Consider the following 23,137-nt stretch of genomic DNA (forward strand, 5'->3'; position numbering starts at 1 on the left):
CCGGTCGGATCCGTATTGACGGGTACGCCGCAGCAGACAGGGAGTACTCCTCTCCGTACGGAAAACAGTACCCGAATCACCAAGGAAAGGTAAAGTGGAAGGCAAAGAAAAGATCAAACTCCCTGATCAGAGGGACTTTACTTCTCCTTGACGCTGATCTGCCCGGTGGTCGGACGTCACCGGTGCCCGTCGCGGCGGGCCGCGGCGACGCGGGTGAGCACCTGCTCGACCACCTGGCTGCCGGGCGGCACGAGTGGCGGTTCGTACGTCCAGGCGTGGCCGACCCAGGGGTCGGCGAGGTGGTCGTCGGGTACCGGGGTGAGGCGCATCAGCGAACGCCACAGGGGATCGAGCAGCGGACCGTAGGCGGCGGCGTCCTCCCGGTCCGCGACCACCATCAGATGGACACCGACCGCCGGGCCCTCGTCCGCCAGGTAGCGCAGCTGGGTCACGGCCCGGTCGTCGAAGCCGTGCGGGAAGTCGTTGACGATCAGGAGCTGCTCAGCCGTGTCGAGATCCGGCGGCAGCGAGTCGGGAGCACCGGCGCGCACCGCCATCTGCACCAGGTCGACCCTCTGGGTGAGGCGGCCCAGCACGTCCGCGACCCCGGCGGCGCCGGGCGCGGGCGGCGTGGCGAGCACACCTGTCCGTACCAGCGGCGCGAGCGTTCCCGCCGCGGAACCCGCGGGATCGATGACGTGGACACCGAACTCGCCTGCCGGGTGGACGGCGAGCAGCCGGGCCGCGTGCGCCACGGCCGCCTCCATCGCCGGCCGCCCGGCTTCCGCCTCGTCGGTGAACGCGCCGCCCGATCCTCCGGAACGACCGCTGTCGATCCACAGTCCGCGCTCCAGCGGCAGCCGGACCAGCATGGGGATGCGCAGGGAGGGCGCCTCGGGCAGGCAGAGGTCGCCGAGCCGCACGGCCATCGGCATCTCCATCGGCACCCGGTACCCGTGCCAGACGGGGCTGTCCCAGCCGGCGTACGCGGGAGGCAGCGCGGGCTCGACCACCTCGGACTCGGCGGTCAGCTGGGCGAGGTCGCGGTCGAGGGCGGCCCTGGCCTGTTCGACCAGTTCGGTGTGCCGGACGCGCGCCGCCTCCCGAGCGGCGTCGCCCTGGCCGCTGAGGCGACTGCGCGGGTCGGACAGGACCTGGTCCAGCTCCTTCTCCCTGCGGGCGTCGGCGAAGTCGACAGCGCTGCGGTAGGCGGCGGTGGTGCGGGCCAGGTCCTCGAACATGCCCCAGACCTGGTTGTAGAGCCGTTCCTCCATGGACCAGCCGGTCGCGTCCCCCGCGACGGGCGAGGCGGGCCGGCCCGGTGCGGCGCAGGGCGCGGCGGGTGCCGGTGGCGGCGGGGCCGTCGTCTGCCGCCGGGGGTGGCTGTAGTCGACGGGACCGCCGGGGCCGGCGGGAGCCGTCGGCTGGGGGGCCGCGTCGGGCCGGGGCGTCGTGCCGCCGTCCTGGCCGGCTCGCGGCGGCGGGGCACCGTCCGGGTACGGCGGCTGCGCGGGGGCGCCGGGTGCCCGGTCCCCGTACGGGGTCCCGGAAGGCGCCGGTACGGGACTCGTGGCGGCCGGGGAGGCCGCGGGGTCCCCCGGGGCCGGGCCGGGGGCCGGTGCGGTCGCCTGCCGGGAACGATCACCGTCCGCGGCGCGCGGCGGAGGGGCCGCCACTGAACGGGCCTGCCCCCGGCTCACCGCCGCTTCGACGGCGTCCGCCAGCCCGCGGGCCTGCGCGAGTCCCTGGTCGGTGAGGAGTTCGGCCAGGCCGCCGGAGTAGCCCTGCCCGACGGCACGCACCTTCCAGGCGCCCTGCCGGCGGTACAGCTCCAGGGCGATCACGGCCGACTCGGCGCCCAGCCCGGTGAGGGTGTAGCTGACGAGTTCGGTGCCGTCCAGGCCGGTGACGGCCACGAAGGGGGCGGCGACCGCTCCGAACCTGGCCGGCCCCCGGCCGCCACCGGGCAGGGTGAGGAGCACGCTCACGCGGTGGACCGCTTCCGGCAGCGCGTCCAGGTCGACGGCGAGCCGGTGGTCGGCGGCCGCCTGCCGGGGGACTTCCAGGCCGGGCAGCACCGGGGCGCCGGGGTGGGCCACCCCGGCACTGCCCGCGACCGTGCCGTTCGCGTCGCCGGCCGTGGCCAGGGCCACCACCGGCGTTCCGGCCGAGACCCGCACTTCCAGGCGGGTCTCGGAGAGCGGGTGGTTCTGCCCCCGCACCAGCTCGGCCGTCATCGCCTTCTCCCCCTGGGCCGTGCCCCGCTCGTGCCGCTGCTCGCCGTACCGTCCTACAGGTGCGGCAGGATCGCGGGCATCAGGTCCTGGAAGGTGCGGCCGTTGGCCGGGACGCCGAGGGCCGTCATCGTCCAGCCGGTGCCCGCGCGGTGCACCTTCGCCATGAGCTGGGCCGTGTAGTTGCCGCCGCCCGCGAGGGTGTAGCGGGCCAGTTCCTGGCCGTTGGTCTCGTCCACCAGACGGCAGAAGGCGTTCTGGACCTCCTGGAAGGTCTGGCCCGTGAAGGAGTTCACGGTGAAGACGATCTGGTCGATGTGGACCGGGACGCGCTGCAGGTCGACCAGGATCGCCTCGTCGTCCCCGCCCTGGCCGACCCCGCCGACCAGGTTGTCGCCGGTGTGGCGCACGGAACCGTCGTCGCTCACCAGGTGCCGGAAGAAGACGACGTCGACCGGGTTCTTCTCGGCGAACAGCACCGCCGAGGCGTCGAGGTCGATCTCGCGCGTGCGGGAGCCGAACAGGCCGCGGCGCGGGGCCGCCTGCCAGCCGAGACCCATACGGACCGCGGTCAGGCTGCCTCCGTCGTTCTTCTGCAGACTGATGGCCTGACCCTTGGTCAAGTTGACGGTCACGGCTGATTCCCCTCTCGGACTGCTCCCCTGTTACCGCGGATTCGCGCGGTTGATCAGAACCCTACGCAGGGGCACTGACATCGCCGCACTCCGGTGCGTACTTTGTGTCGGTCTTGCAACACAGCGCAGGTGCGGATGTCCGGGAGGTGTTCCCTCCCGGACATCCGCGTCCGTCATCCGTGTCCGTTTCCGGAGCCGCGCCCACGCCCACATCCGCGCCCCTGGGGCGGCCGCCGCCCGGTCAGGCCAGGCCGGCCTCGCGCATCTGGCGCAGTTCCTTCTTCATCTCGGAGACCTCGTCGCGCAGCCGGGCCGCCACCTCGAACTGCAGCTCGGCGGCGGCCGCGCGCATCCGCTCGGTCATCTGCTCGATCTGCTCGGCTAGCTGGGCCGCGGGGCGATCGGTGGGCACCGTCTCCTTCGCCTTGCCCTTGGCGGGCTTGCCGGCCTTGGCACCCTTGACGGCCTGGTCGCCGAGGGCCGGAACGGGGGCCTTGGCGCCCTTGCCGTCCTTGCCCTTGCGGTAGCCGGTGCCGAGCAGCTGCTCGGTGTCGACCTCCTCGCGGGCGATCTGGGCGACGATGTCGTTGATCTTCTTGCGCAGCGGCTGGGGATCGATGCCGCGCGCCTTGTTGTAGGCGATCTGCTTCTCGCGGCGGCGGTTGGTCTCCTCGATGGCCTTCTCCATCGCCGGGGTGATCTTGTCGGCGTACATGTGGACCTGTCCGGAGACGTTGCGCGCCGCGCGGCCGATGGTCTGGATGAGCGAGGTGCCCGAGCGCAGGAAGCCCTCCTTGTCGGCGTCGAGAATCGCCACCAGGGAGACCTCGGGCAGGTCGAGGCCCTCGCGCAGCAGGTTGATGCCGACCAGGACGTCGTACTCGCCGGAGCGCAGTTCGCGCAGCAGCTCGATACGGCGCAGGGTGTCGACGTCGCTGTGCAGGTAGCGCACCTGGATGCCCAGTTCCAGGAAGTAGTCCGTGAGATCCTCGGCCATCTTCTTGGTGAGCGTGGTGACCAGGACGCGCTCGTCCTTCTCGGTGCGCTTGCGGATCTCGTGCACCAGGTCGTCGATCTGGCCCTCGGTGGGCTTGACGACGACCTCCGGGTCGACGAGGCCGGTGGGGCGGATGATCTGCTCGACCTGGCCGTCCGAGCGCGACAGCTCGTACTGCCCCGGGGTCGCGGACAGGTACACCGTCTGCCCGATGCGCTCCTGGAACTCCTCCCACTTCAGCGGGCGGTTGTCCAGGGCGGAGGGCAGCCGGAAGCCGTGCTCGACCAGGGTGCGCTTGCGGGAGGCGTCGCCCTCGTACATCGCGCCGATCTGGGGCACGGTCACGTGCGACTCGTCGATGACGAGGAGGAAGTCGTCCGGGAAGTAGTCCAGCAGGGTGTTGGGCGGGGTGCCCGGCGCACGGTCGTCGAAGTGCATCGAGTAGTTCTCCACGCCCGAGCAGGTGCCGATCTGGCGGAGCATCTCGATGTCGTACGTGGTGCGCATCCGCAGCCGCTGGGCCTCCAGCAGCTTGCCCTGCTTCTCCAGCTCGGCCAGCCGCTCCTTCAGCTCCTCCTCGATGCCCCGGACGGCGCGCTCCATGCGCTCGGGGCCGGCGACGTAGTGCGAGGCGGGGAAGATGTAGAGCTGCTGGTCGTCGCTGATGATCTCGCCGGTGATCGGGTGCAGGGTGGACAGCGCCTCGATCTCGTCGCCGAACATCTCGATGCGGACGGCCAGCTCCTCGTAGACCGGGAAGATCTCGATGGTGTCGCCGCGGACCCGGAAGGTGCCCCGGGTGAAGGCCAGGTCGTTGCGGGTGTACTGGATGTCGACGAAGCGGCGGAGCATCTCGTCGCGGTCCATCTCGTCGCCGACCCGGAGGGGGACCATGCGGTCGACGTACTCCTGCGGTGTGCCGAGGCCGTAGATGCAGGAGACGGAGGCGACCACCACGACGTCACGGCGGGTGAGGAGCGAGTTGGTCGCGGAGTGCCGCAGCCGCTCCACCTCCTCGTTGATCGAGGAGTCCTTCTCGATGTAGGTGTCCGACTGCGGGACGTAGGCCTCGGGCTGGTAGTAGTCGTAGTACGAGACGAAGTACTCGACCGCGTTGTTGGGGAGCAGCTCGCGGAACTCGTTCGCCAGCTGCGCGGCCAGGGTCTTGTTGGGGGCCATCACGAGCGTCGGGCGCTGGAGCTTCTCGATCATCCACGCCGTGGTGGCGGACTTGCCGGTGCCGGTGGCGCCGAGCAGGACGACGTCCTTCTCGCCCGCCCGGACGCGCCGGGCCAGCTCGGCGATGGCCTGCGGCTGGTCGCCGCTGGGCTGGTAGGGGCTGACGACCTCGAAGGGCGCCACCGTGCGTTCGATCTGGGAAACGGGCCGCATGTCATCCACCGTACGACCCGCCACTGACAACGGGGACCGATCAGCGGTTCTGCGGGGTGCGCCACCCGCCCCCCGCGGGGGCGCGGTGGGCGTCGGCGGCCGGGTGCCGGGCGGAGTGGCCGACGAGTTCGCGGGCCGGTACGCCCGGTTTGTGCTCGACGGGGACCCAGTCCGCTTTGCCCATGACCATCAGCGGATCGCGCATGACGACGACCCCGGCCAGGAGCAGGAAGGCGAGCGGACCGACGAGCATGGGGGCGAGCAGCGCCGCCGGTGACTCGCCGGGGACGGCGCCGCCGTCCGTGCCGTGCAGGTGCACGGTGAGCGCCGCCATGCCCGTGTAGTGCATGCCGCTGACGGCCAGACCCATGACGAGGCTCGCGCCGACGCTCCAGAGGAACCCCCGGACCTGCCCGGCCGCCCACAGCGCCGCGGTCGCCGCGACGACCGCTATGACGACCGAGGCGGCGACGGTGAGGGTGTTGTACTCGAAGGTGCCGCCGAACTGCATCCCGGCCATGCCCAGGTAGTGCATCGAGGCGACGCCCAGTCCGGTGACCGTGCCTCCGGTGAACAGCGCCGACCCGGTCGCGCCCTTGTAGCCGACGATGAAGATGCCGACGCCCACCATGACGATGGCGAGGGCCAGGCTCGCGTAGGTCGTCGGCCTGTCGTAGTGGATCGGCGCCCCCTGGACGGTGAACCCCATCATCGCCACGAAGTGCATGGTCCAGATGCCCGAGCCGATGGCCGCCGAGCCCAGGGCCAGCCAGCCGGGGCGCCAGGAGTGGGCGACGAGCAGGGCGCGGGTGGTGCAGCGCAGGCCGAGCGCCCCGCCCAGGCAGGCCATGAGACAGGCCACCAGGGGGGTGACGATCCCGTAGCTGAATCCGTCGACCGTGCCGTGCATGCGCGGTTGCCCTTCCGCCCTGTTGAGTCCCGGAATGTGGTGAAGTCGCCCCCGCCTCGTGACCGCCCCCGCGGTCGGCGTCGACGCAGAGAGTATGACTGCCGGCGGAATGGTCGAACGATTTTCCGGCAAAGAAGCACGACCCTTCCCCAATGTGAAGCACCGCCTCCCGGAAAGCACCCCCGCGCCCCGTGCGGCAGCGGTGAGCGGCCCCTCGGCGACTCCCTCGATCGCGTGACGCCCCGCTGACGTCCCCACATGGTGACCTTCTGCTGTCAATCTTGCACTGTAAGCGATCGGATCATGTGAGGAGTCCGCATGCACGCGCGCGCGATCGCCGCCACGACCACCGCACTTCTGGGAGCCGTGGCCCTGTCGCCCACCGCCGAGGTCCGGGCGGCAGGCAGTCACGAGCGGCCGCTGGTCGTCGGTCACCGGGGCGCCGCCGGCTACACCCCGGAGAACACGCTGCCCTCCATCGACAAGGCGGCCGCCCTCGGCCTGCGCTGGGTGGAGAACGACGTGCAGCGCACGAAGGACGGCGAACTCGTCGTCCTCCACGACGACAGCCTGCGGCGCACCACCGACGTCGAGCAGGTCTTCCCCGGCCGGGCACCGTGGAAGGTGAAGGACTTCACCGCCGCCGAGATCGCCCGTCTGGACGCGGGAAGCTGGTTCTCCCCCGCCTACGCGGGCACGCGCGTGCCGACGCTGCGGGAGTACATGCGCCGGGTGGAGCACAACCACGAGAAGCTGCTCCTGGAGGTCAAGAACCCGCAGCTGTACCCCGGCATCGAGCGCCAGACCCTGAACGTGCTCCGCGCCGTGGGCTGGCTCGACCACCGGCACCTGGCGGACCGACTGATCGTGCAGAGCTTCAGCGCGGACAGCGTCCGCACGGTGCACCGCCTGGAGCCCGCGGTCAGGACCGCCTTCCTCGGCCGGCCGGCGACGGCGGACCTGCGCCGGTACGCGGGGTTCGCCGACCTGATCAACCCCTCCTGGACCACGGTGACCGCGGCCTACGTCGCCGACGTCCACGCGGTCACCGGCCCGCACGGCGGACCGCTGAAGGTGTTCACGTGGACGGTCGACGACGCCCCTCGCGCCCGGACCGTCTCGGGGTACGGCGTCGACGGCATCATCTCCAACAAACCGGACGTCGTGCGCACCGCCCTGGACGCTCCCTGAGCCCGGCCGCGACCGGCCGGGACGGACCCCGGCACCCGGCACCCGGCACTCGGCACTCGGCACTCGGCGCCCGGCACTCGGCACTCGGCACTCGGCACTCGGCACTCGGCACTCGGCAGCGAACGCGCAGGCCGGGGGCGTTGTCAGTGGCGGGCCGTACGGTGGTCGGCATGGACAACCACGAGCAGGACGAGCACAGCGGACCGCGGGTCGTGTGGGCCGTGGTCGGCAGCGGCATCGGCCCCCTGCTGCTGGCGGCGACCCGCGAGGGCCTGGTCAACGTCGTGTTCCACGCCACCGACGCGGTCCGCGACCGGGCACTGGCCCGGCTCGCGTCACGGCTGGGCACCGAGCCCGTCGAGGCGCCCGGCTCGCCGCTGCTGGCGGAGGCCGCACGCCAGCTGGAGGCCTATTTCGCGAGCGAGCGGCGGGACTTCGAACTGCCGCTGGACTGGTCCCTGCTCTCGGGGAGAGCCGGCTTCAACGGGCAGGCGCTGCGCGAACTCGCCGCGACCGTGCCGTACGGCACGGTCGTCGGGTACGGCGAGCTGGCCGGGCGGGTCGGCCGGCCCGGCGCGGCCCAGGCGGTGGGCGTGGCGATGGGTTCCAACCCGCTGCCGGTCGTGGTCCCGTGCCACCGGGTCGTCGAGAACGACGGCGGCATAGGCGGCTTCGGCGGCGGCATGGAGACCAAGCGCGCGCTGCTCGCGCTGGAGGGCGTGCTGCCCGAGCCGCTGTTCTGAGGCGGGCCGGGCAGGGCGCGGGTGGGTTCAGTCGTAGTGCCGGGCCTCGAAGACGTTCCCGTCCGGGTCGCGGAAGTAGAAGCTGCGCCGGGCCGCTCCGCGGGCGCCGTAGGAGTCCTCGGAGATGCCGGACACGGGTACGTCACCCTCCTCCAGGCGGGAGCGCAGGGCGTCGAAGGCGTCGGCCGGCAAGGACAGGCAGACGTGGTTCACCGGGTGGCCCGCGCTGCCGGCCGCACCGGGAAGCATGTTCATGCGCGGCACGAGGTCCAGCGGCGCGAGGTCGAAGATCGTCTCGTCGTTGAGGCGTACGGAGGGGAAGGGCGCCTCGCCCGCCGCGAACTCGGTGACTCGCAGCGGCTCCAGGCCGACCGTCTTCTCGTAGAAGCCGGCCGCCGCGAGCGGGTCGCGCACCCAGAGGACGACGTGGTCGAGACGTGGGGTGTGGTCCGTCATGGTTCTCAGGCTGGTGCCGCGCCCGCCGGGCCGCAAGGGTTTGACCGGGGCCGGCGCCCGCCAGAGATGAGAGGAGAGCGGCAGACGGGAGGCAGGCACGTGCTGGTGGTGTCCGAGGAGGTACGGGAAGCGCTCGCCGGGCGACGCCCCGTGGTGGCCCTGGAGTCGACGATCATCGCGCACGGGCTGCGCCGCCCGCGCAATCTCCAGGTGGCGCTGGAGCTGGAGGAGGCGGTCCGGCAGGAGGGCGCCGTACCGGCGACGATCGCCGTGCTGGACGGGCGGCCGCGTGTCGGTCTGGACAAGGAGCAGTTGGAGCGGGTCGCGAACGAGGAGGGGATGCGCAAGCTGGGCCACCGCGACCTGCCGCCGGCCGTGGCCGCGGGGGCGAGCGGGGCGACGACCGTCTCGGCGACGGCGCTGCTGGCCGCGCTCGCGGGCGTCCGCGTCTTCGCGACCGGCGGGCTGGGCGGGGTGCACCGGCAGTGGACGGTGACCCAGGACGAGTCCGCCGACCTGGGCCTGCTCGCGCGCACGCGGATCACGGTGGTGTGCGCCGGGGTGAAGTCGATCCTCGACGTGCCCGCGACCCTGCAGCGGCTGGAGACACTGGGCGTCACGGTGGCGGGCTACGGCACGGACCGCTTCCCCGGCTTCTATCTGTCGGACTCCGGGCAGCCGGTGGACTGGACCCTGCGCTCGCCCGAGGAGGTGGCCGAGGTCATGCGCGCGCAGAACGTGCTGCGCACGCCCGAGTCCGCGCTGATCGTCGCCAACCCGGTGCCCCGGGAGGAACAGCTGGACCCCGCGCTGCACGCGCGCGTGCTCGCCGACGCCCTGCACGCGTGCGAGGAGCAGGGCATCACCGGGCAGGCGGTCACGCCGTTCCTGCTCGACTTCCTCGTGCGGCACACGGACGGTGCTTCGCTCCGGGCCAATCTGTCGGCCGTGCGCGGCAACGTCCGGCTGGCCGTCCGCATCGCCGCCGCCTGGGCCCGGGTGTGACGACGGGCCTCGCCGGCAGTCAGCGGACGCCGAAGGCGGGAACGGTGGCGGCAACGGGGGTGGCGGCGACGGCGGTGGCGACCGGGGCCACCGGGGGCTGGGAGGCGGTTCCGGGGGCACGCTGCGAGACAACCCCGGCCGGGGGCTGGGAGGCGGTTCCGACCGCGGCCTCGGACACGAGGCCCGGCTCGGGCTGCGAGGCAGCTCCGGTCACGGGCGCCGAAGCAGCTCCAGCCGCGGGCTCGAACCCAGGGTCGGGCACGGGCTGCGAGACAACTTCGGCCACGGGCGCCGAGGCAGCCCCGGCCGGAGGCTGCGAGGCGGTTCCGGCCGCGGGCTCGGGCACAGGGCGCGGCACCGGCGCCTTCGCGGGGTCTGCCCCGGCAGACGGTACGGGGCGGCCTGCCGCTTGGTCCCGTACGGGGCCTGCCACGGGCGCGGGGGCGGCGGGCGGCGCCGGGGACGGTGCGCTGCTGGTGGTCGGGGACGTGGTGACGGACGTCGTCGCACGGCACCGGGGGCCGCTCGCACCCGGCACCGACACGGCCGCCGCGATCCTGCTGGTGCCGGGCGGCGCGGGGGCGAACGTGGCCTGCTGGGCAGCGCATCACGGGTGCCCGCGGGTGATGCTGCTCGGCCGGGTCGGCGCGGACGCGGCCGCCTGGCACGAACGGGAGCTGATCGCTTCGGGCGTGCTTCCCCGGCTCGTGGTGGACCCCTGCGCACCGACCGGCACGGTGGTCGCTCTGGTCGACGACGCGGCAGCGGCCGAGCGGACGTTCCTCACGGACAGCGGAGCGTCGCTGCGGCTGGAGCCCGGCGACTGGTCGGACGGCCTGCTCGACGGGGCGGCCCGACTGCATCTGTCGGGTTACCTGCTGTTCTCCCGGCCGGGCCGGGCCTTCGTGGCGGTGGCCGTCGCGGCGGCACGCGCGCGTGGCGTGCCGGTGAGCCTGGATCCGGCCTCCGCGGGTTTCCTGGCGTCGCTGGGCGTGGACCGGTTCCTGGCGCTGACCGGAGGGGTGGACGTCCTGCTGCCCAGCCGCGACGAGGCGTGTCTGCTCACAGGGCTGTCCGATCCGGCGGACGCCGCGGCCGAGCTGAGCCGGCGGTTCCCGCTGGTGGTGGTGAAACACGGCCGGGACGGCGCGCTCGTGGCCCGCTCGGGCGCCGTGCGCGCCAGGGTGCGGGGCCGGCCGGCGGTGCCGCTGGACACCACGGGCGCCGGTGACGCGTTCACCGGCGCCTTCCTCGCCGCGCTGGTCGGCGGCGCCGGGCCGGAGGCCGCGGCGGCGGCCGGGTGCGGTGCGGGTGCGCTGGCGGTGACGCGCGTGGGCGGGAGACCTCCGCGGCGGGCTCCCTGACGACCCGGTCCTCGGGGCCCGGCCTCTACTCTTTCCGGTCTTTCCGGCCCCAGGCCGAGAACATCGGGGCCGTGGCCAGGTCCATGGTGCCGGTGGCGACATTGGCGAGGTGGCGGTCGATCTCCTCGTCGGTGGCCAGGCCCGCGGCGACGAGCCGGTCACGGATCTGACGGACCGTGGCGGACTCCAGGGCGGCGCAGGCGGCCGAGGTGACCGGGAAGTAGGCGTCGGCCTCGACCTGGTGCAGCCCCGCCTCGCGCAGCAGACGCGGGAGCGTGCGCCCGTACGACAGATCGGCTCCGCGGTCGGCGAGCAGCCGGCGGAACCCGCGCCGCAGCCGGTTCGCCAGTTCCTCGGCGGGACCGTGTTCGTCGGGACAGAGCAGCGGCTGCAACGCGGGGTCGGCGTCCTCCAGCAGCAGCCGTCCGCCGGGGCGCAGCGCCGCGATCATCGACCGCAGCGCCTTGTGCCGGTCGGGCACGTGGACCAGGACGAGCCGGGCGTGCACCAGGTCGAAGCCCTCCCCCGGCGGTTCCTCGGCACCGACGTCGTGCACCCGCACCTCGACCGGCGGCCGGGCGGCTGCGGCGAGCCGGGTGGTGTCGATGTCGGTCGCGACGACCTGGCCGGTGGGACCGACGCGGCCGGCCAGCCAGGAGACGACGGACGTGCCGCCCGCGCCGACCTCCCAGCACCGCCACCCGCGCCGCGCGCCGAGCGCGTCGAGGTGCCGGAAGGTCGTGGGGTCGAAGAGGTGGGCGAAGGCGTCGAACCGCTCCCCCGCCTCGGTCTGCCGGTTGTCGAGGAGGTAACCGTCGCCGTGTGTCATACACCGATCATGCCGCCGCACCGTCGAACGGACGAACGCCGCCCGGTCGGGGCCGAGGCGGTCAGCCGTTCCAGGCCGGGTGGCGAGGGTCGTCGGCGCGGACCAGGACGTCCGCCGTGGCGGCCGGGTCGGTCTCGGCCTCGTAGCGTTCGAAGGCGGGCAGCGTCCAGTGCTCCGCCTCCGGCGTGCGGCGGCGCAGGGCGCCCGGCGAGAGGAGGACGTGGACGCTCAGGTCGAACGGGAACCAGTGCCGCAGCAGCAGGGGACCGTGCAGCAACAGCAGCCCGCCGGGCGGGAGCCGGACGCGGGAGCTGCGGGTGGCCCGGTCGGTGCCCGGGTCCCACAGGTCCGGCAGGACCCGGCCGTCCCCGCCAGGTTCGAGCGGGCCGAAGACCTCGCGCCAGAGGGCGCCCGTGTCGAGCCAGCCGTCGTAGTACGAGTCCACGTCCCGGTGGCCGTGTTCGAGCCGGAGGGAGGCCGGGCGCAGGAACCCCTCGGTGCCGACGACGAGGGACGGTCTGCCGCGCACCCGCAGCGTCTCGCTGACGCGTTCGGCCAGGTCGCCCGGGCGGGCGGCGGGAGCACCGTCGAAGGCGACGCGGGGCCAGGCTCCGCCGTCGCCCGGTTCCAGGTCGAGCAGCCGTTCGACCAGGAGGTCGCCGAGTCGTTCCCAGGTGATCGCTTCGAGTCGCACAGGGTCATGATGCGGCAGGCGGCCGGGCGGGTGGCCGGGGGCCGCTACGGGAATGAACCTCCCATGGGCCGCACTCCGCCTCCCCCACCCACGGCCGCCCCGCTCACGCCGGGGCTCCTCGTCGTCCAGCCGCTGCGGAAGAAGCACTGCGCCGCATGCCGCCGCGGGCCCCTGTCCCTGCTCGTCCTGGAGGAGGGGCGGCCCCGCTGTCTGGACTGTGCCGACCTCGGTCACCTGCTGTTCCTGCCGCGCGGCGACACCGCGCTGACCCGCAGGGCGCGTGCGGAGAGCACGCTGTCGGCGGTGGTGGTGCGGTTCAGCCGGCGCCGCGGCCGGTACGAACGGCAGGGACTCCTCGTGGAGGAGGCGGCTCTCGCCCGGGCGGAGGAGCGGTGCCTGGCGGACGCCGAGGCACGTCGGCGGCGGCGGGCCCGGGACGCGCGGCTGCGGGCGGCGCAGGACGTACGGTTCACGGAGGCGTTCGCGGCGGAGATCCGGCGGCTGTTCCCCGGCTGTCCGGCCGGGCGTGCGCACGCGATCGCGGCGCACGCCTCGGCGCGCGGCAGCGGCCGGGTCGGGCGCAGCGCGGCGGGCCGGGCGCTGTCCGAGGGCGCGGTGCTCTGCGCGGTGCGGGCCTCGGTCCGGCATCTGGACACCCCCTACGACCGGCTGCTGATGGAGAAAGTGGCACGGCACGAGGCGCGTCGGCGCACGGCGGACGCCGTGGAGTCGGTGCTGCGGGCGTGGCGGCAGGAGCGGGAGGAGGGGGACGGCGTGGGACGCGCGGCCTGAGAGGGAGGGCCCGCGCACTCTGCGCGTGCGGCCGGGGCGACGTATCGTGGCCGCAGGAGTGCCGCCCGTGGCGGGAAGGCCGCCCGATCACAAGGGAGACGGCCATGGCCGATCCCAAGGGTTTCATGAACACGCCCCGCGAGGAGTGGCCCCGCAGGCCGGTCCGGGAACGGGTGGGCGACTGGGACGAGGTGTACGTCCCGGGCGCGCTGCTGCCGATCATCAGCCGGCAGGCCGATCGGTGCATGGACTGCGGAGTCCCGTTCTGCCATGACGCCTGTCCGCTGGGCAATCTGATCCCCGAGTGGAACGACCTGGTCGCCAGGGAGGACTGGCGGGCGGCGAGTGACCGGCTGCACGCGACGAACAACTTCCCCGAGTTCACCGGGCGGTTGTGCCCGGCGCCCTGCGAGGCGGGGTGCGTGCTCGCCATCAACCAGCCGGCCGTCACCATCAAGAACGTCGAGTGCGCCATCGCCGACCGCGCCTGGGAGGAAGGTTTCACCCCGCCGCGGCCGCCGGACCGGCTGTCGGGGCGGACGGTGGCGGTGATCGGCTCGGGGCCGGCCGGACTCGCCGCGGCCCAGCAGCTCACCCGCGCGGGACACACCGTCGCCGTGTACGAGAAGGACGACCGGCTCGGCGGCCTGATGCGGTACGGCATCCCTGAGTTCAAGATGGAGAAGCGTCATCTGGAGCGCCGGCTGGAACAGATGCGGACCGAGGGGACCCGGTTCCGTACGTCGACCGCGGTCGGGCGGGACGTCGAAGCGGCGGAGTTGCGCGCGCGCTACGACGCGGTGGTGATCGCCACCGGGGCGACGGCCTGGCGGGAACTCGACGTGCCGGGACGTGAGTTGTCCGGTGTACGGCAGGCGATGGAGTACCTTCCGCTGGCCAACCGGGTGTGCGAGGGCGACCTGCGGGTCTCACCGCTGTCCGCCGCGGGCCGCCACGTGGTCATCGTGGGCGGCGGGGACACCGGCGCCGACTGTCTGGGCACGGCGGTGCGCGAGGGCGCCGCGTCCGTGACCCAGCTGGACATCTACGCCCAGCCCGGCACGGAGCGCGACGAGGAGAGCGAGCCGTGGCCGACCTACCCGAAGCTCTACCGGCTCTCGGCCGCGCACGAGGAGGCCGGTGCGCTGCGGACGGCGCCCGCCGCGGACGCGGACGCACGTCTGTTCGCGGCGTCCACGCTCCGCTTCACCGGCGACGGGCAAGGGCACGTGCGCGAGCTGCACCTGACCGAAGTGGACGCGCGGCGACGCCCGTTGCCGGGCACCGAGCGCACGCTGCCGGCCGATCTGGTGCTGCTCGCGCTCGGTTTCTCCGGACCTGACCGGGAGGACGGCCTCGTGGACCAACTGGGGATCGAACTCGCGCCGCGGGGCACCGTCGTGCGGGGCCCCGACTTCGCGACCGCTGTCCCCGGCGTGTTCGCGGCCGGGGACGCGGCACGCGGGCAGTCGCTGATCGTGTGGGCCATCGCGGAGGGACGGGCGGTGGCCGCGGCGGTCGACCGGTACCTGACGGGCAGTTCACACCTTCCGGCACCGATCGGGCCCTACGACCGCCCCATGGCGGTGTAGGCGGGGTGCAGTCCGTCACCGGCGCGCGCGATCCGGCGGCCGGTGACGGTCACGTCAGCCCAGGTGCGGGTCAGGACGGCTCAGGCAGTCCGGCCCAGGTCAGCTCATGCGGCGCTCCATGAGCGGCTGACGCCGTCGGAGCCGCAGGAGCCGTAGGAGTTGCCGGAGTCGTATGAGCCATCGGGGTCGTATGAGCCATCGGGATCGTAGGGGTCATCGGGGGCGTAGGGGCTGTCGAAGCCGCCGGGGTCCGACATGTTCAAGTCCGTACCAAAATTAGGAAGTCGAGCAAGAAGACCGGTGTACGCCGGTCAGGAGAGCAGGAAGTCGGCCACCCCCGCCTTGGCGCCTTCGATGAAGGCGGTCATCTCGTCGGTGGTGTAGATGAGGGCCGGCCCGTCCGGGTCGGTCGACTGGCGCACCGCGATCCGGCCGTCGGCCAGCTTCATCGCCTCCAGGCAGTTGCCCCCGTTACCGCCGCTCCACGGCTTGTGCCAGCCTTCACTGCCCAGTTCCCTGGCCGGCATGCCGTTGTAGATCCGCTCGCCGCGGAGCCGCCGGCCGCGACGGCTCGGCGAGGGCTGGGACGTGATGCGATCCATTCACAGCTCCTTGCGGAGATCCCGGAGGATCTCCTTCGTGCGATGTGCCGTAGCGGCCTGCGCCGCCATGCGGTCCATGACCTCGAGGTGGGTCGCCACCTCGCTGCGCGCGTCCAGGTAGACGGCACCGGTCAGGTACTCGCTGTAGACCATGTCCGGCAGTTCGGGCATGGCGAATCGGAACAGCACGAAGGGCCCGTACGTGCCGGGATGCGGCCCCGAGGAGAACGGGGCGACCTGCAGCGTCACGTTGGGCAGCTTCGTGGCGTCGAGCAATCTGTCGATCTGGGCACGCATCACCTCCGGGCCGCCGACCGGGCGGCGCAGCGCGGTCTCGTCCAGGACGACCCAGAACCGGGGCGCGTCGGGACGGGTGAGCAGGTCCTGGCGTTGCATGCGGAGCGCGACATGGCGCTCGATGTCCTCGGGGCTGGTCTGTCCTATGGCGCCCGAGGTGAGCACTCCGCGCGCGTAGTCCTCGGTCTGGAGGAGTCCGGGCACGAAGTGCGGTTCGTAGGAGCGGATGAGCGCGGCGGCACCCTCCAGGCTGACGTACATCGAGAACCAGCCCGGCAGGATGTCGTGGAACCGCTGCCACCAGCCGGGCCGGTTGGCGTCCTCGGCCAGTTGCACGAAGGCCTCGGCCTCGTCGTCCGGGATGCCGTACGCCTTCAGCAGCAGTTGCAGGTAGGGGATCTTGAGGGCGACCTCGGCCATCTCCATCCTGCGGACGGTGGCGGGGGCGACGCGGAGGATGCGAGCCGCTTCCTCACGCTTGAGTCCCGCGCGTTCCCGCAGGTCGAGCAGGCGTCGGCCGAGCACGACCTGGCCGACCGTCGGCGCGGACCGCGGTTCGCTCACACTCCACCTCACCTGAGAAGTTCCGAGGGCTCCTACGGGTCCGCGGACCCGCGACGGGCCCGGACGGCCCTGAAGAATCCCGACAGGCCTGCGGCGCCATTCGAAGATTCATTCGAAGACCCGGGCGGATCCTCGGACGATCTCAACTGGCGCCGCGCGACATGCTGTTGCGAGCAGTGTGCCACGGCCCCTCACCGCGTCACACAGCACTCTGCATTTTTCATAGTGACACTTGCCAAGTGTTCACGGCGGGGAGATAGTGGCAAGCGTGATTCCGTCCCCGCCCTTAGGAACAGACGCCGCCGCGGGCCTCCTCGCCCCCGGCGCCGCCACGGGAGCGGGCCCCACCGGGGCCGTTGCCGAGCGCCGGTTCCGTTTCGAACTGGCCGCACATCCGGGTTCCCCCGCACAGGCCAGACGACTGACCAGACGCCGGCTGACCGGCTGGTCGGTGTGCGAGGACACCTGCGACACCGCGGCCCTGGTCGTCTCCGAGCTGGTCACCAACGCCATCGTGCACACGGCGAGCAACCAGATCGTCTGCGAGCTGCTCGACGGTGACGACCTGGTGCGCATATCCGTGCGTGACGAGGGCTGCGCCCCGGGTGAGCCCCACCCGTCGCCGCAGCGGCCGGAGGAGGAGCACGGCAGGGGCCTGCTTCTCGTCGAGGCCCTGTGTCACGCCTGGGGTGCGCAGGAGCAGGGCCCCGGGCTGGTGGTGTGGGCCGAGCTGCCCCGCGCGACCGGTCCGGCGGAGCCGGGCGACGGCCTGCCGGACGCGCAGGAACTCCCGGCACCGCACGGAGTCCCGGCACCGGCGGGACTCCCGGACGCCGCGCCCGGCGCGGTACCGGGCCCGCACGGAGCGGGGGAAGCGCAGAACGTCCGGGAAACGCAGGACGTACGAGAATCGCAGGACCTACGGGAAGACGTACGGGAGGTTCGCGGGGACCTCGGCTGGGGAGCCCGTCCCAAGCCGGCACCGGCCCGCCAGCCCGGCCACGAGGACGACCCCCGGGCGGCACGGGAGACCCGGAAGACGGCGCAGGCGGGGCAGGCAGGGCTCGTGGGACAGACGCAGGGGGCGGGGGCGCACCCGCCCTACGTCCCGCACGACCAACAGAGCCCGCACGTTCCGCACGGCCACAGCCCCCACCTGTCGCACGCCCCGCAGCCACCGCACGGGATGCACGGAGCGCATGGACCTCAGAGTTCCTATGCACCCCAAGCCCCGCATGTCGCACCGCACGGTCCGCATGGCTCCCATGGATCGCACGGGCCGCATCCCGCGCATCCGGCGCAGGCACCCCACTTCCCGCAGGCATCACAGGGAACACGACCGCAGGAACCTCATGGAACGGGGGCCGTATGGCTGTGAGCGGTGCTTCCGGCTCCGGTCGGGTGACCAGCCTGGACACCCTCGTACGCCTCGGGCGCGCGACGCGTACGCCCGCCGCACCCGGCAGTCCGGACCGGTCCGGTCCGCCGCTCCGGCTGGCCCTCCCCGAGGGCATGACCGTTCCGCTGGGCTGTGACGCGGTGGCGGTTCCCGCCCGCTTCGGCCCCCAGCTGATGCCCCGGCTGCCACGGGTGGGCTGTGTCTACGCCGACGCGACGCACTGGTGGTGGATCGTGCCGTCGGACTCCGACTACGCGCTCCGCTGGCCGGCCGCCGCGCACTATGCGACCGGCGCGGTCCTGCCGGACACCGCACGCGACCGGGTGCCCGCCCTCATCCACCGCCCCGACGGACCGGTGCCCTACACGCCTCCGATCCCGCTCTACCTGGCGGTGTGCCGGGTGACGGGCACGACCCCGGCCTGGTCCCGCCCCGTCAGCGCCTGAGCGGCCACCCCGCGACGGGCGTCCGCACGCCCTCGCGCCACCACGCGCCTCCCGGCACGCCCGCGCGCCCTGCGGCAGGCGCCCGCGTGCGGACGCGCGCCGGCTCCACACGGTCGCGCCCGCACCGCCGGATTCAGACGGTCGCGCCCTCACGCCGGGGTACGCGTCCAGGGTCAGGCGGTCACGTCACCGCCACCCTCGGCGCCCCTGACGATCACCAGGAATGTGTCCGTCGCGAGGTCCATCACGACCTCGGCGGGCAGGCCCTCCAGACGCCGCGCATACGCGAACTCCTCCGCCGGCCACGATCCGCGCGGACCACCGGCGGGAAAGCGCTCGAGCACCGTTCGCCCGTTCACCCTGCACCTCCTGTTGAGCTGTACTCCTAGAGTTAAACGCCAAGCATGGGGTGAACGCCTCGCCCAGTGACGGTACTGAGACGTAGTTGACACGAGTTCAACGCCAAAAGTGGGTCTCACCTCACACTTTCGGCCCAGACGATCACCTTCCGCTCCGCTCCGTGCACCGTTCGTGTTCACACGTTCGTGTCTTTTGGCCGGGCGCCCACCGCGTCGCCGAGGACGTGTCCGGCCTCGGCGACGGCCCGTCTCAGCGCCGCGGGAGAGGCCGCCAGGCCGGTGAGGATGCCGTCGACGCGACCCAGGCCCGCGCGGGCGACCAGCCCCTTGTCGTTGGTGACCCACTCTCCCCGCGCGGCCAGCACCGCGTGGGCCGTCTGGGTCGCGGCGAGGGCGATCGCACCGGCGGTCTGGACGAGCGCGCCCTTGGCGGCGTGTGCGTCCTTCGCGTAGCCGAGAGTTGCGGTGGCCAGGCCGTACCAGTGTCCGGGCGCCGTCCGGCGCAGCTTCTCCGGGTACGCCGCCGGCTGCCGCAGCTCGCCGCGCAGCACCCGGTTGACCGCGAGTTCCGCCACCACCAGGTAGCTCGGGATCCCGGCGAGGTGGAAGAGCAGCGGCTCCACCCGGAACCGGCCCTCCTCCGCCTCGGTCCATTCGTGTTCCACGACGTCCAGGTCGCGGTAGTGGACGTCGACGTGGCGCCCGTCGACGGTCAGCCACGCGCCGCCGTTGAAGACGCCGCCGCCCCAGCCTCCGATCTCGGAGACTTCGCCCGGCCAGCCCACGGCCCGCAGGTCGGCGGGGTCGAAATGCCCGCGGTAGTAGACCGCGAGGTCCCAGTCGCTGTCGGACCGGTGGGTGCCCTGGGCGCGCGAGCCGCCCAGGGCCACGGCCCGGACGCCCGGGAGCGCGGCGAGGCGGTCCGCGGTGGTGTCGAGAAAGACCTCGTCCGAAAGCTCCATATGCACCTTGTTCTCCGTTCTCCGTCTTCTAGTCCCCCGGCGCACGCCGTTTCCCGACGCCCGCCGACCGCCCGACGCCCTGCCGATCGCCCGACGCCTGCCGTTCCCCGGCGACTACCGATTCCCGATGCCGGCCGCTCCCCGGCGCCGGTCCTTGTCCACGGCCACCGGGGAGCGTCGGTTCGCGGGAAATTCGGGTGCGGCCGCGTCCCCGGACGCGCATCATCGGCGGGTCGTCCGTCGCCCGCCGCCGCCAACCGACCGATCCAGGAGCCTCGTTGATCCAGCACATCACAGCATCCCGCCCCTGTCCGCCGCCCCGGCACCCGCACGTCTCCGTCGCCGGGGCGCTCACGGAGCCGGCCTTCCACGCCGGATCCGTTCCGTGGGACGCCGGCGCCGGGGGCGGCCTCGTCGGAGCGGGTGCTCCCACGCGCCGGGCCGAGCAGGTGACCGCCCATCTCCCTGAGCGGCTCCGCGCGGTGGGCGGCGGCCCGGCGCACGGGCCGGCGAGCGACGCGGGGGCCGCGGGACAGGGACACGGCGCATGAGCGCGGCGGACTCCGTGGAGCTGCGGCGGGCCGGCGCTCCCGATGCCACAGCCGCGGCCGGCGTCTGGCTGCGGTCCTTCGCCGCCGCGCTGCCGACGGTCGTACGGCCGCACTCCGACGACGAGGTGCGCGCCTACTTCCGGGACGTGGTGGTGCCCTTCCGGGAGACCTGGGTGGCCGACGACCGCGGCGGGGCCGGTGTCGTCGGGGTCATGGTGCTCGACGGCGACGAGTTGTCCCAGCTCTACCTCGAACCGGGGTGGCGGGGGCGGGGGTTGGGCGACCGGTTCGTCGCCCTGGCCAAGGAGCGCGTCCCGCGGGGGCTGACGCTGTGGACCTTCCAGGTCAACGAGCCCGCCCACCGTTTCTACGAGCGGCACGGCTTCGTCGCCGCCGAGTACACCGACGGCAGCGGGAACGAGGAACGGGAGCCGGACGTACGGTACGTCTGGCGCCCGTGAGGCGGCCGGTCCCGCGGTCCGTTCCGTCAGTCGCCGGTGCCGTACCGGTCCGTGGCCGCGACCAGCGCGTCCACCACGCCGGGCGCCGCCGCGTTGTGCCCCGCCTGATCGACGATCACCAGTTCGCTGTCCGGCCAGGCCCGGTGCAGGCGCCAGGGCGTGCCGAGGAGGTTGCCGAGGTCGAGGCTGCCCTGCACCAGGGTGCCGGGGATGCCTCGCAGCAAGGGGGCGTCGCGCAGCACGACGCCCTCGTCGTTCCCCGCGCCGAGGAAGTGGTCGTTGCCGAAGTAGTGCGTCACCGTGCGGGCGAAGGCCATGCGGAACGCCGGGTCCTCGTAGCGCGCGACGGAGCGCGGCGGTGCGGGGATGATCGCCGTCTCCCAGTCGGTCCAGGCGCGTGCCGCCCGTTCCCGTACCGCCGGGTCGGGCGACTCGATCAGCCGGTTGAAGGCCGCGGCGAGGTTGCCGGTGCGGTCGGCGTGCTCGGGCAGTGCGGCCAGGAAGCGGGCGAAGGCGTCGGGGAAGATCCTGCCCAGACCATGGGTCAGCAGGGCCACCTCGGCGTTCGAACCGGTCGCGATACCGGTCAGGACCAGCTCGGAGACCGCACCGGGACGGGTCTGGGCGTATCGCAGCGCCAGCACCGCCCCCCACGAGGCGCCCCACACCAGCCACCGTTCGATGCCCAGGTGCCGGCGCAGCAGTTCCAGGTCGGCCAGCACGTGCGCGGTCGTGTTGACGCGCATGTCGGTGTCGTACGCGCTCGCGTGCGGTGTGGAGCGTCCGCAGCCGCGCTGGTCGAGCACCACGATCCGGTAGCGGGCGGGATCGCAGTAACGCCGGTGGCCCGGGGTGCAGCCGGAGCCCGGACCGCCGTGCAGCATCAGCGCCGGCTTGCCGTGCGGGTTGCCGCAGACCTCCCAGTACAGGCGGTTGCTGTCACCGACGTCGAGCAGGCCGTGGTCGTACGGTTCGATCTCCGGATACAAGGGCATCGGCGCACCCTAGCCGCCGGGCTATGGGCCCGTCCCGCCGTTTTCCGCCGCGTCCCCCTCCTTGTCCGCGTCCCCGGCCCCGGCCCCCGTTCCGGCTCCGGTCCCGGTCCCGGTCCCGGCCGAGGGTGTGGCCGGCACCGGGGTGGTCGGCAGTCCCGCCGCTCGTGCCGCCGTCCGCAGGACGTACCGGAGCATTCCGGGGGTGAGCCGGCCGGTGAAGGTGTTGCGCTGGCTCACGTGGAAGCAGCCGAAGAGGTCGAGTCCGTCGAGCGCCACGTGGGCGCCGTGGGCGAAGGGGGGGCGGGGACGCGGCACGGTCCAGCCCGCCTCGGTGAAGGCGGGCAGCGCGGCCTGCCAGCCGAACGCCCCGAGCACCACGACCGCCCGGAGGGTGGGCCGCAGAAGGTGCAGTTCCTGGACCAGCCAGGGCCGGCAGGTGTCCCGCTCGCCGGGCGTCGGTTTGTTGGCGGGCGGGGCGCAGTGCACGGGCGAGGTGATGCGCACGCCGTACAGTTCCAGGCCGTCGTCGGCCGAGACGGAGGTCGGCTGGGAGGCCAGCCCGACGTCGTGGAGTGCCGCGTAGAGGACGTCACCGGAGCGGTCCCCGGTGAACATGCGGCCGGTGCGGTTGCCGCCGTGCGCGGCCGGTGCGAGCCCGACGATCAGCAGCCGTGCGTCCGGTGGCCCGAAGCCCGGCACGGGGCGGCCCCAGTACGTCCAGTCGGCGAACGCGGCCCGTTTGGTGCGGGCGATCTCCTCGCGCCAGGTCACCAGGCGCGGGCAGGCCCGGCACCGGGTGATCCGCTGGTCGAGAACGGCAAGGCTGCTGGTGTCCATGCCTCCACCGTAATTTCGTGCGGGACGGTGGGTCCGGGAGACTAAGGTCGGGACCATGGCTTCGGGAGACGACATGGACCGCGACCAGGGCAGGGGCGGCGGGGGCGGACGGCCGCGAGGGGCCTCCCCCCGGTCGGCCGCGGCAGCGGACGAGGCGGCGGCCGGCGGCGCCGCGGACGCGAAGGCCCGTGACACGGCGATCGCCACGACCGGTGACACCGGTGCCGCCACGGATCCGAAGACCGGTGCGGCCATTGATCCGAAGAGCGGTGGTGCCGAGGCCACCGGGGCCGGCGCCGGTGGTGCGGCGGAGCCGAAGGGCACCGCCGGGACGGATCCCAAGGTCGCCGCCGCCGTCGCCGCCGCCGAGGCCGCCGGTCCGGGGCCCGGTGAGACCGTGCGGATCGACAGCTGGATCTGGGCCGTCCGCCTGGTGAAGACCCGCTCGGTCGGCGCGACGGCCTGCCGTGGCGGCCACGTCCGCGTGAACGGCGAGCGGGTCAAGCCCGCGCACTCCGTCCGGATCGGCGACGAGGTCCGCCTGCGCGGCGAGGGCCGGGAGCGGATCGTCGTCGTCACGCGGCTGATCCGCAAACGGGTCGGCGCGCCCGTCGCCGTCCAGTGCTACGTCGACAACTCGCCGCCGCCTCCGCCCCGCGAGGCCGTCGCTCCCGCCGGTGTCCGCGACCGCGGTGCCGGGCGTCCGACGAAGCGGGACCGTCGCGAGCTGGAGCGCCTCCGCGACATGGGCGGCCTGGACGGGCCGAGCGGACCGGCGGGCCGACCGCGAAGCCGGTAGTCCGTCCGGCGCACCGCGGCCGTGGAGACCG

At 73.3% G+C, this 23,137-nt stretch carries 22 protein-coding genes and 2 pseudogenes; 10 read left to right on the forward strand and 14 right to left on the reverse strand.

Features of this window, described 5'->3' with window-relative positions; genetic code table 11:
* Positions 1-176 precede the first annotated feature (176 nt).
* The 4 genes from ABZ719_RS19790 to ABZ719_RS19805 all read right to left on the reverse strand — a co-directional run bounded on the left by ABZ719_RS19790 (position 177) and on the right by ABZ719_RS19805 (position 6,168).
* On the reverse strand, positions 177-2,237 hold the full coding sequence (locus ABZ719_RS19790; RefSeq protein WP_366726472.1) for a TerD family protein: 2,061 nt from the start codon (positions 2,235-2,237) through the stop codon (positions 177-179).
* A 53-nt stretch (positions 2,238-2,290) separates the two neighbouring features.
* Complete coding sequence (locus ABZ719_RS19795; RefSeq protein ID WP_037860746.1) at positions 2,291-2,869, reverse strand: TerD family protein; 579 nt, start codon at positions 2,867-2,869, stop codon at positions 2,291-2,293.
* A 241-nt stretch (positions 2,870-3,110) separates the two neighbouring features.
* On the reverse strand, positions 3,111-5,258 hold the full coding sequence (uvrB, locus tag ABZ719_RS19800) for an excinuclease ABC subunit UvrB (protein WP_366726473.1): 2,148 nt from the start codon (positions 5,256-5,258) through the stop codon (positions 3,111-3,113).
* A gap of 40 nt (positions 5,259-5,298) precedes the next feature.
* A complete protein-coding gene (locus ABZ719_RS19805) occupies positions 5,299-6,168 on the reverse strand; it encodes an MHYT domain-containing protein (protein ID WP_366726474.1) in 870 nt (289 codons plus the stop codon).
* A gap of 318 nt (positions 6,169-6,486) precedes the next feature.
* On the opposite strand from ABZ719_RS19805, the gene ABZ719_RS19810 reads away from it, so the two are divergent.
* Complete coding sequence (locus ABZ719_RS19810; RefSeq protein ID WP_366726475.1) at positions 6,487-7,359, forward strand: glycerophosphodiester phosphodiesterase family protein; 873 nt, start codon at positions 6,487-6,489, stop codon at positions 7,357-7,359.
* A 170-nt stretch (positions 7,360-7,529) separates the two neighbouring features.
* The gene (locus tag ABZ719_RS19815) at positions 7,530-8,102 is read left to right on the forward strand and encodes a methylated-DNA--[protein]-cysteine S-methyltransferase (protein ID WP_366726476.1); all 573 of its coding nucleotides are present in this window, start codon (positions 7,530-7,532) and stop codon (positions 8,100-8,102) included.
* Positions 8,103-8,129: 27 nt separating this feature from the next.
* Here ABZ719_RS19815 and ABZ719_RS19820 read toward each other — a convergent pair whose 3' ends face one another.
* Complete coding sequence (locus tag ABZ719_RS19820; RefSeq protein ID WP_366726477.1) at positions 8,130-8,558, reverse strand: VOC family protein; 429 nt, start codon at positions 8,556-8,558, stop codon at positions 8,130-8,132.
* Between the two features lie 99 nt (positions 8,559-8,657).
* Here ABZ719_RS19820 and ABZ719_RS19825 point away from each other — a divergent pair, with 99 nt between their 5' ends.
* Complete coding sequence (locus ABZ719_RS19825) at positions 8,658-9,563, forward strand: pseudouridine-5'-phosphate glycosidase (RefSeq protein ID WP_366726478.1); 906 nt, start codon at positions 8,658-8,660, stop codon at positions 9,561-9,563.
* 19 nt (positions 9,564-9,582) lie between these two features.
* On the opposite strand, the gene ABZ719_RS19830 is transcribed toward ABZ719_RS19825, so the two are convergent.
* Positions 9,583-9,777 carry a hypothetical protein gene (locus ABZ719_RS19830; protein ID WP_366726501.1) on the reverse strand — a complete coding sequence of 65 codons (195 nt, stop codon included), beginning with the start codon at positions 9,775-9,777 and terminating at the stop codon, positions 9,583-9,585.
* A 256-nt stretch (positions 9,778-10,033) separates the two neighbouring features.
* Between ABZ719_RS19830 and ABZ719_RS19835 the strand changes: the two genes are divergently transcribed.
* Positions 10,034-10,927, forward strand: coding sequence for a PfkB family carbohydrate kinase (locus ABZ719_RS19835; RefSeq protein ID WP_366726498.1), 894 nt, complete (start codon positions 10,034-10,036; stop codon positions 10,925-10,927).
* A gap of 25 nt (positions 10,928-10,952) precedes the next feature.
* On the opposite strand, the gene ABZ719_RS19840 is transcribed toward ABZ719_RS19835, so the two are convergent.
* Together ABZ719_RS19840 and ABZ719_RS19845 are read right to left on the reverse strand one after the other, a co-directional pair.
* Positions 10,953-11,756: a methyltransferase domain-containing protein gene (locus tag ABZ719_RS19840; RefSeq protein WP_366726479.1), complete on the reverse strand. Its 804-nt coding sequence runs from the start codon at positions 11,754-11,756 to the stop codon at positions 10,953-10,955.
* A gap of 61 nt (positions 11,757-11,817) precedes the next feature.
* Complete coding sequence (locus ABZ719_RS19845) at positions 11,818-12,450, reverse strand: uridine kinase (protein WP_366726480.1); 633 nt, start codon at positions 12,448-12,450, stop codon at positions 11,818-11,820.
* A gap of 63 nt (positions 12,451-12,513) precedes the next feature.
* On the opposite strand from ABZ719_RS19845, the gene ABZ719_RS19850 reads away from it, so the two are divergent.
* On the forward strand, positions 12,514-13,242 hold the full coding sequence (locus ABZ719_RS19850; protein WP_366726481.1) for a DUF2293 domain-containing protein: 729 nt from the start codon (positions 12,514-12,516) through the stop codon (positions 13,240-13,242).
* A gap of 104 nt (positions 13,243-13,346) precedes the next feature.
* Positions 13,347-14,834, forward strand: coding sequence for a glutamate synthase subunit beta (locus ABZ719_RS19855; RefSeq protein WP_366726482.1), 1,488 nt, complete (start codon positions 13,347-13,349; stop codon positions 14,832-14,834).
* Between the two features lie 311 nt (positions 14,835-15,145).
* On the opposite strand, the gene ABZ719_RS19860 is transcribed toward ABZ719_RS19855, so the two are convergent.
* Both ABZ719_RS19860 and ABZ719_RS19865 read right to left on the reverse strand, forming a co-directional pair.
* Positions 15,146-15,436, reverse strand: a complete 291-nt coding sequence (locus ABZ719_RS19860) for a DUF397 domain-containing protein (protein WP_037860729.1) — start codon at positions 15,434-15,436, stop codon at positions 15,146-15,148.
* Positions 15,437-16,297 (reverse strand): helix-turn-helix transcriptional regulator, encoded by an 861-nt coding sequence (locus ABZ719_RS19865; protein WP_037860728.1) that lies wholly within the window; start codon positions 16,295-16,297, stop codon positions 15,437-15,439.
* A 259-nt stretch (positions 16,298-16,556) separates the two neighbouring features.
* Between ABZ719_RS19865 and ABZ719_RS19870 the strand changes: the two are divergent.
* Positions 16,557-17,036, forward strand: a pseudogene (locus ABZ719_RS19870) (ATP-binding protein); the annotation flags it as partial.
* 635 nt (positions 17,037-17,671) lie between these two features.
* Positions 17,672-18,142: a hypothetical protein gene (locus ABZ719_RS19875; RefSeq protein ID WP_366726499.1), complete on the forward strand. Its 471-nt coding sequence runs from the start codon at positions 17,672-17,674 to the stop codon at positions 18,140-18,142.
* Positions 18,143-18,315: 173 nt separating this feature from the next.
* On the opposite strand, the gene ABZ719_RS19880 is transcribed toward ABZ719_RS19875, so the two are convergent.
* Positions 18,316-18,501 (reverse strand): hypothetical protein, encoded by a 186-nt coding sequence (locus tag ABZ719_RS19880; RefSeq protein ID WP_360962722.1) that lies wholly within the window; start codon positions 18,499-18,501, stop codon positions 18,316-18,318.
* Positions 18,502-18,677: 176 nt separating this feature from the next.
* The gene (locus ABZ719_RS19885; protein WP_366726483.1) at positions 18,678-19,463 is read right to left on the reverse strand and encodes a nucleotidyltransferase domain-containing protein; all 786 of its coding nucleotides are present in this window, start codon (positions 19,461-19,463) and stop codon (positions 18,678-18,680) included.
* A 547-nt stretch (positions 19,464-20,010) separates the two neighbouring features.
* Here ABZ719_RS19885 and ABZ719_RS19890 point away from each other — a divergent pair.
* Positions 20,011-20,475 carry a GNAT family N-acetyltransferase gene (locus ABZ719_RS19890; protein ID WP_366726484.1) on the forward strand — a complete coding sequence of 155 codons (465 nt, stop codon included), beginning with the start codon at positions 20,011-20,013 and terminating at the stop codon, positions 20,473-20,475.
* Positions 20,476-20,501: 26 nt separating this feature from the next.
* Here ABZ719_RS19890 and pip read toward each other — a convergent pair whose 3' ends face one another.
* Positions 20,502-21,470 (reverse strand): prolyl aminopeptidase, encoded by a 969-nt coding sequence (gene pip / locus ABZ719_RS19895; protein WP_366726485.1) that lies wholly within the window; start codon positions 21,468-21,470, stop codon positions 20,502-20,504.
* A 147-nt stretch (positions 21,471-21,617) separates the two neighbouring features.
* Positions 21,618-22,307: pseudogene (locus ABZ719_RS19900) on the reverse strand (uracil-DNA glycosylase); the annotation flags it as partial.
* A gap of 253 nt (positions 22,308-22,560) precedes the next feature.
* On the opposite strand from ABZ719_RS19900, the gene ABZ719_RS19905 reads away from it, so the two are divergent.
* Positions 22,561-23,106 (forward strand): RNA-binding S4 domain-containing protein, encoded by a 546-nt coding sequence (locus ABZ719_RS19905; protein WP_366726500.1) that lies wholly within the window; start codon positions 22,561-22,563, stop codon positions 23,104-23,106.
* Positions 23,107-23,137: the final 31 nt, after the last annotated feature.

The organism is Streptomyces sp. NPDC006743 (assembly GCF_040703815.1).
Taxonomy (GTDB): domain Bacteria; phylum Actinomycetota; class Actinomycetes; order Streptomycetales; family Streptomycetaceae; genus Streptomyces.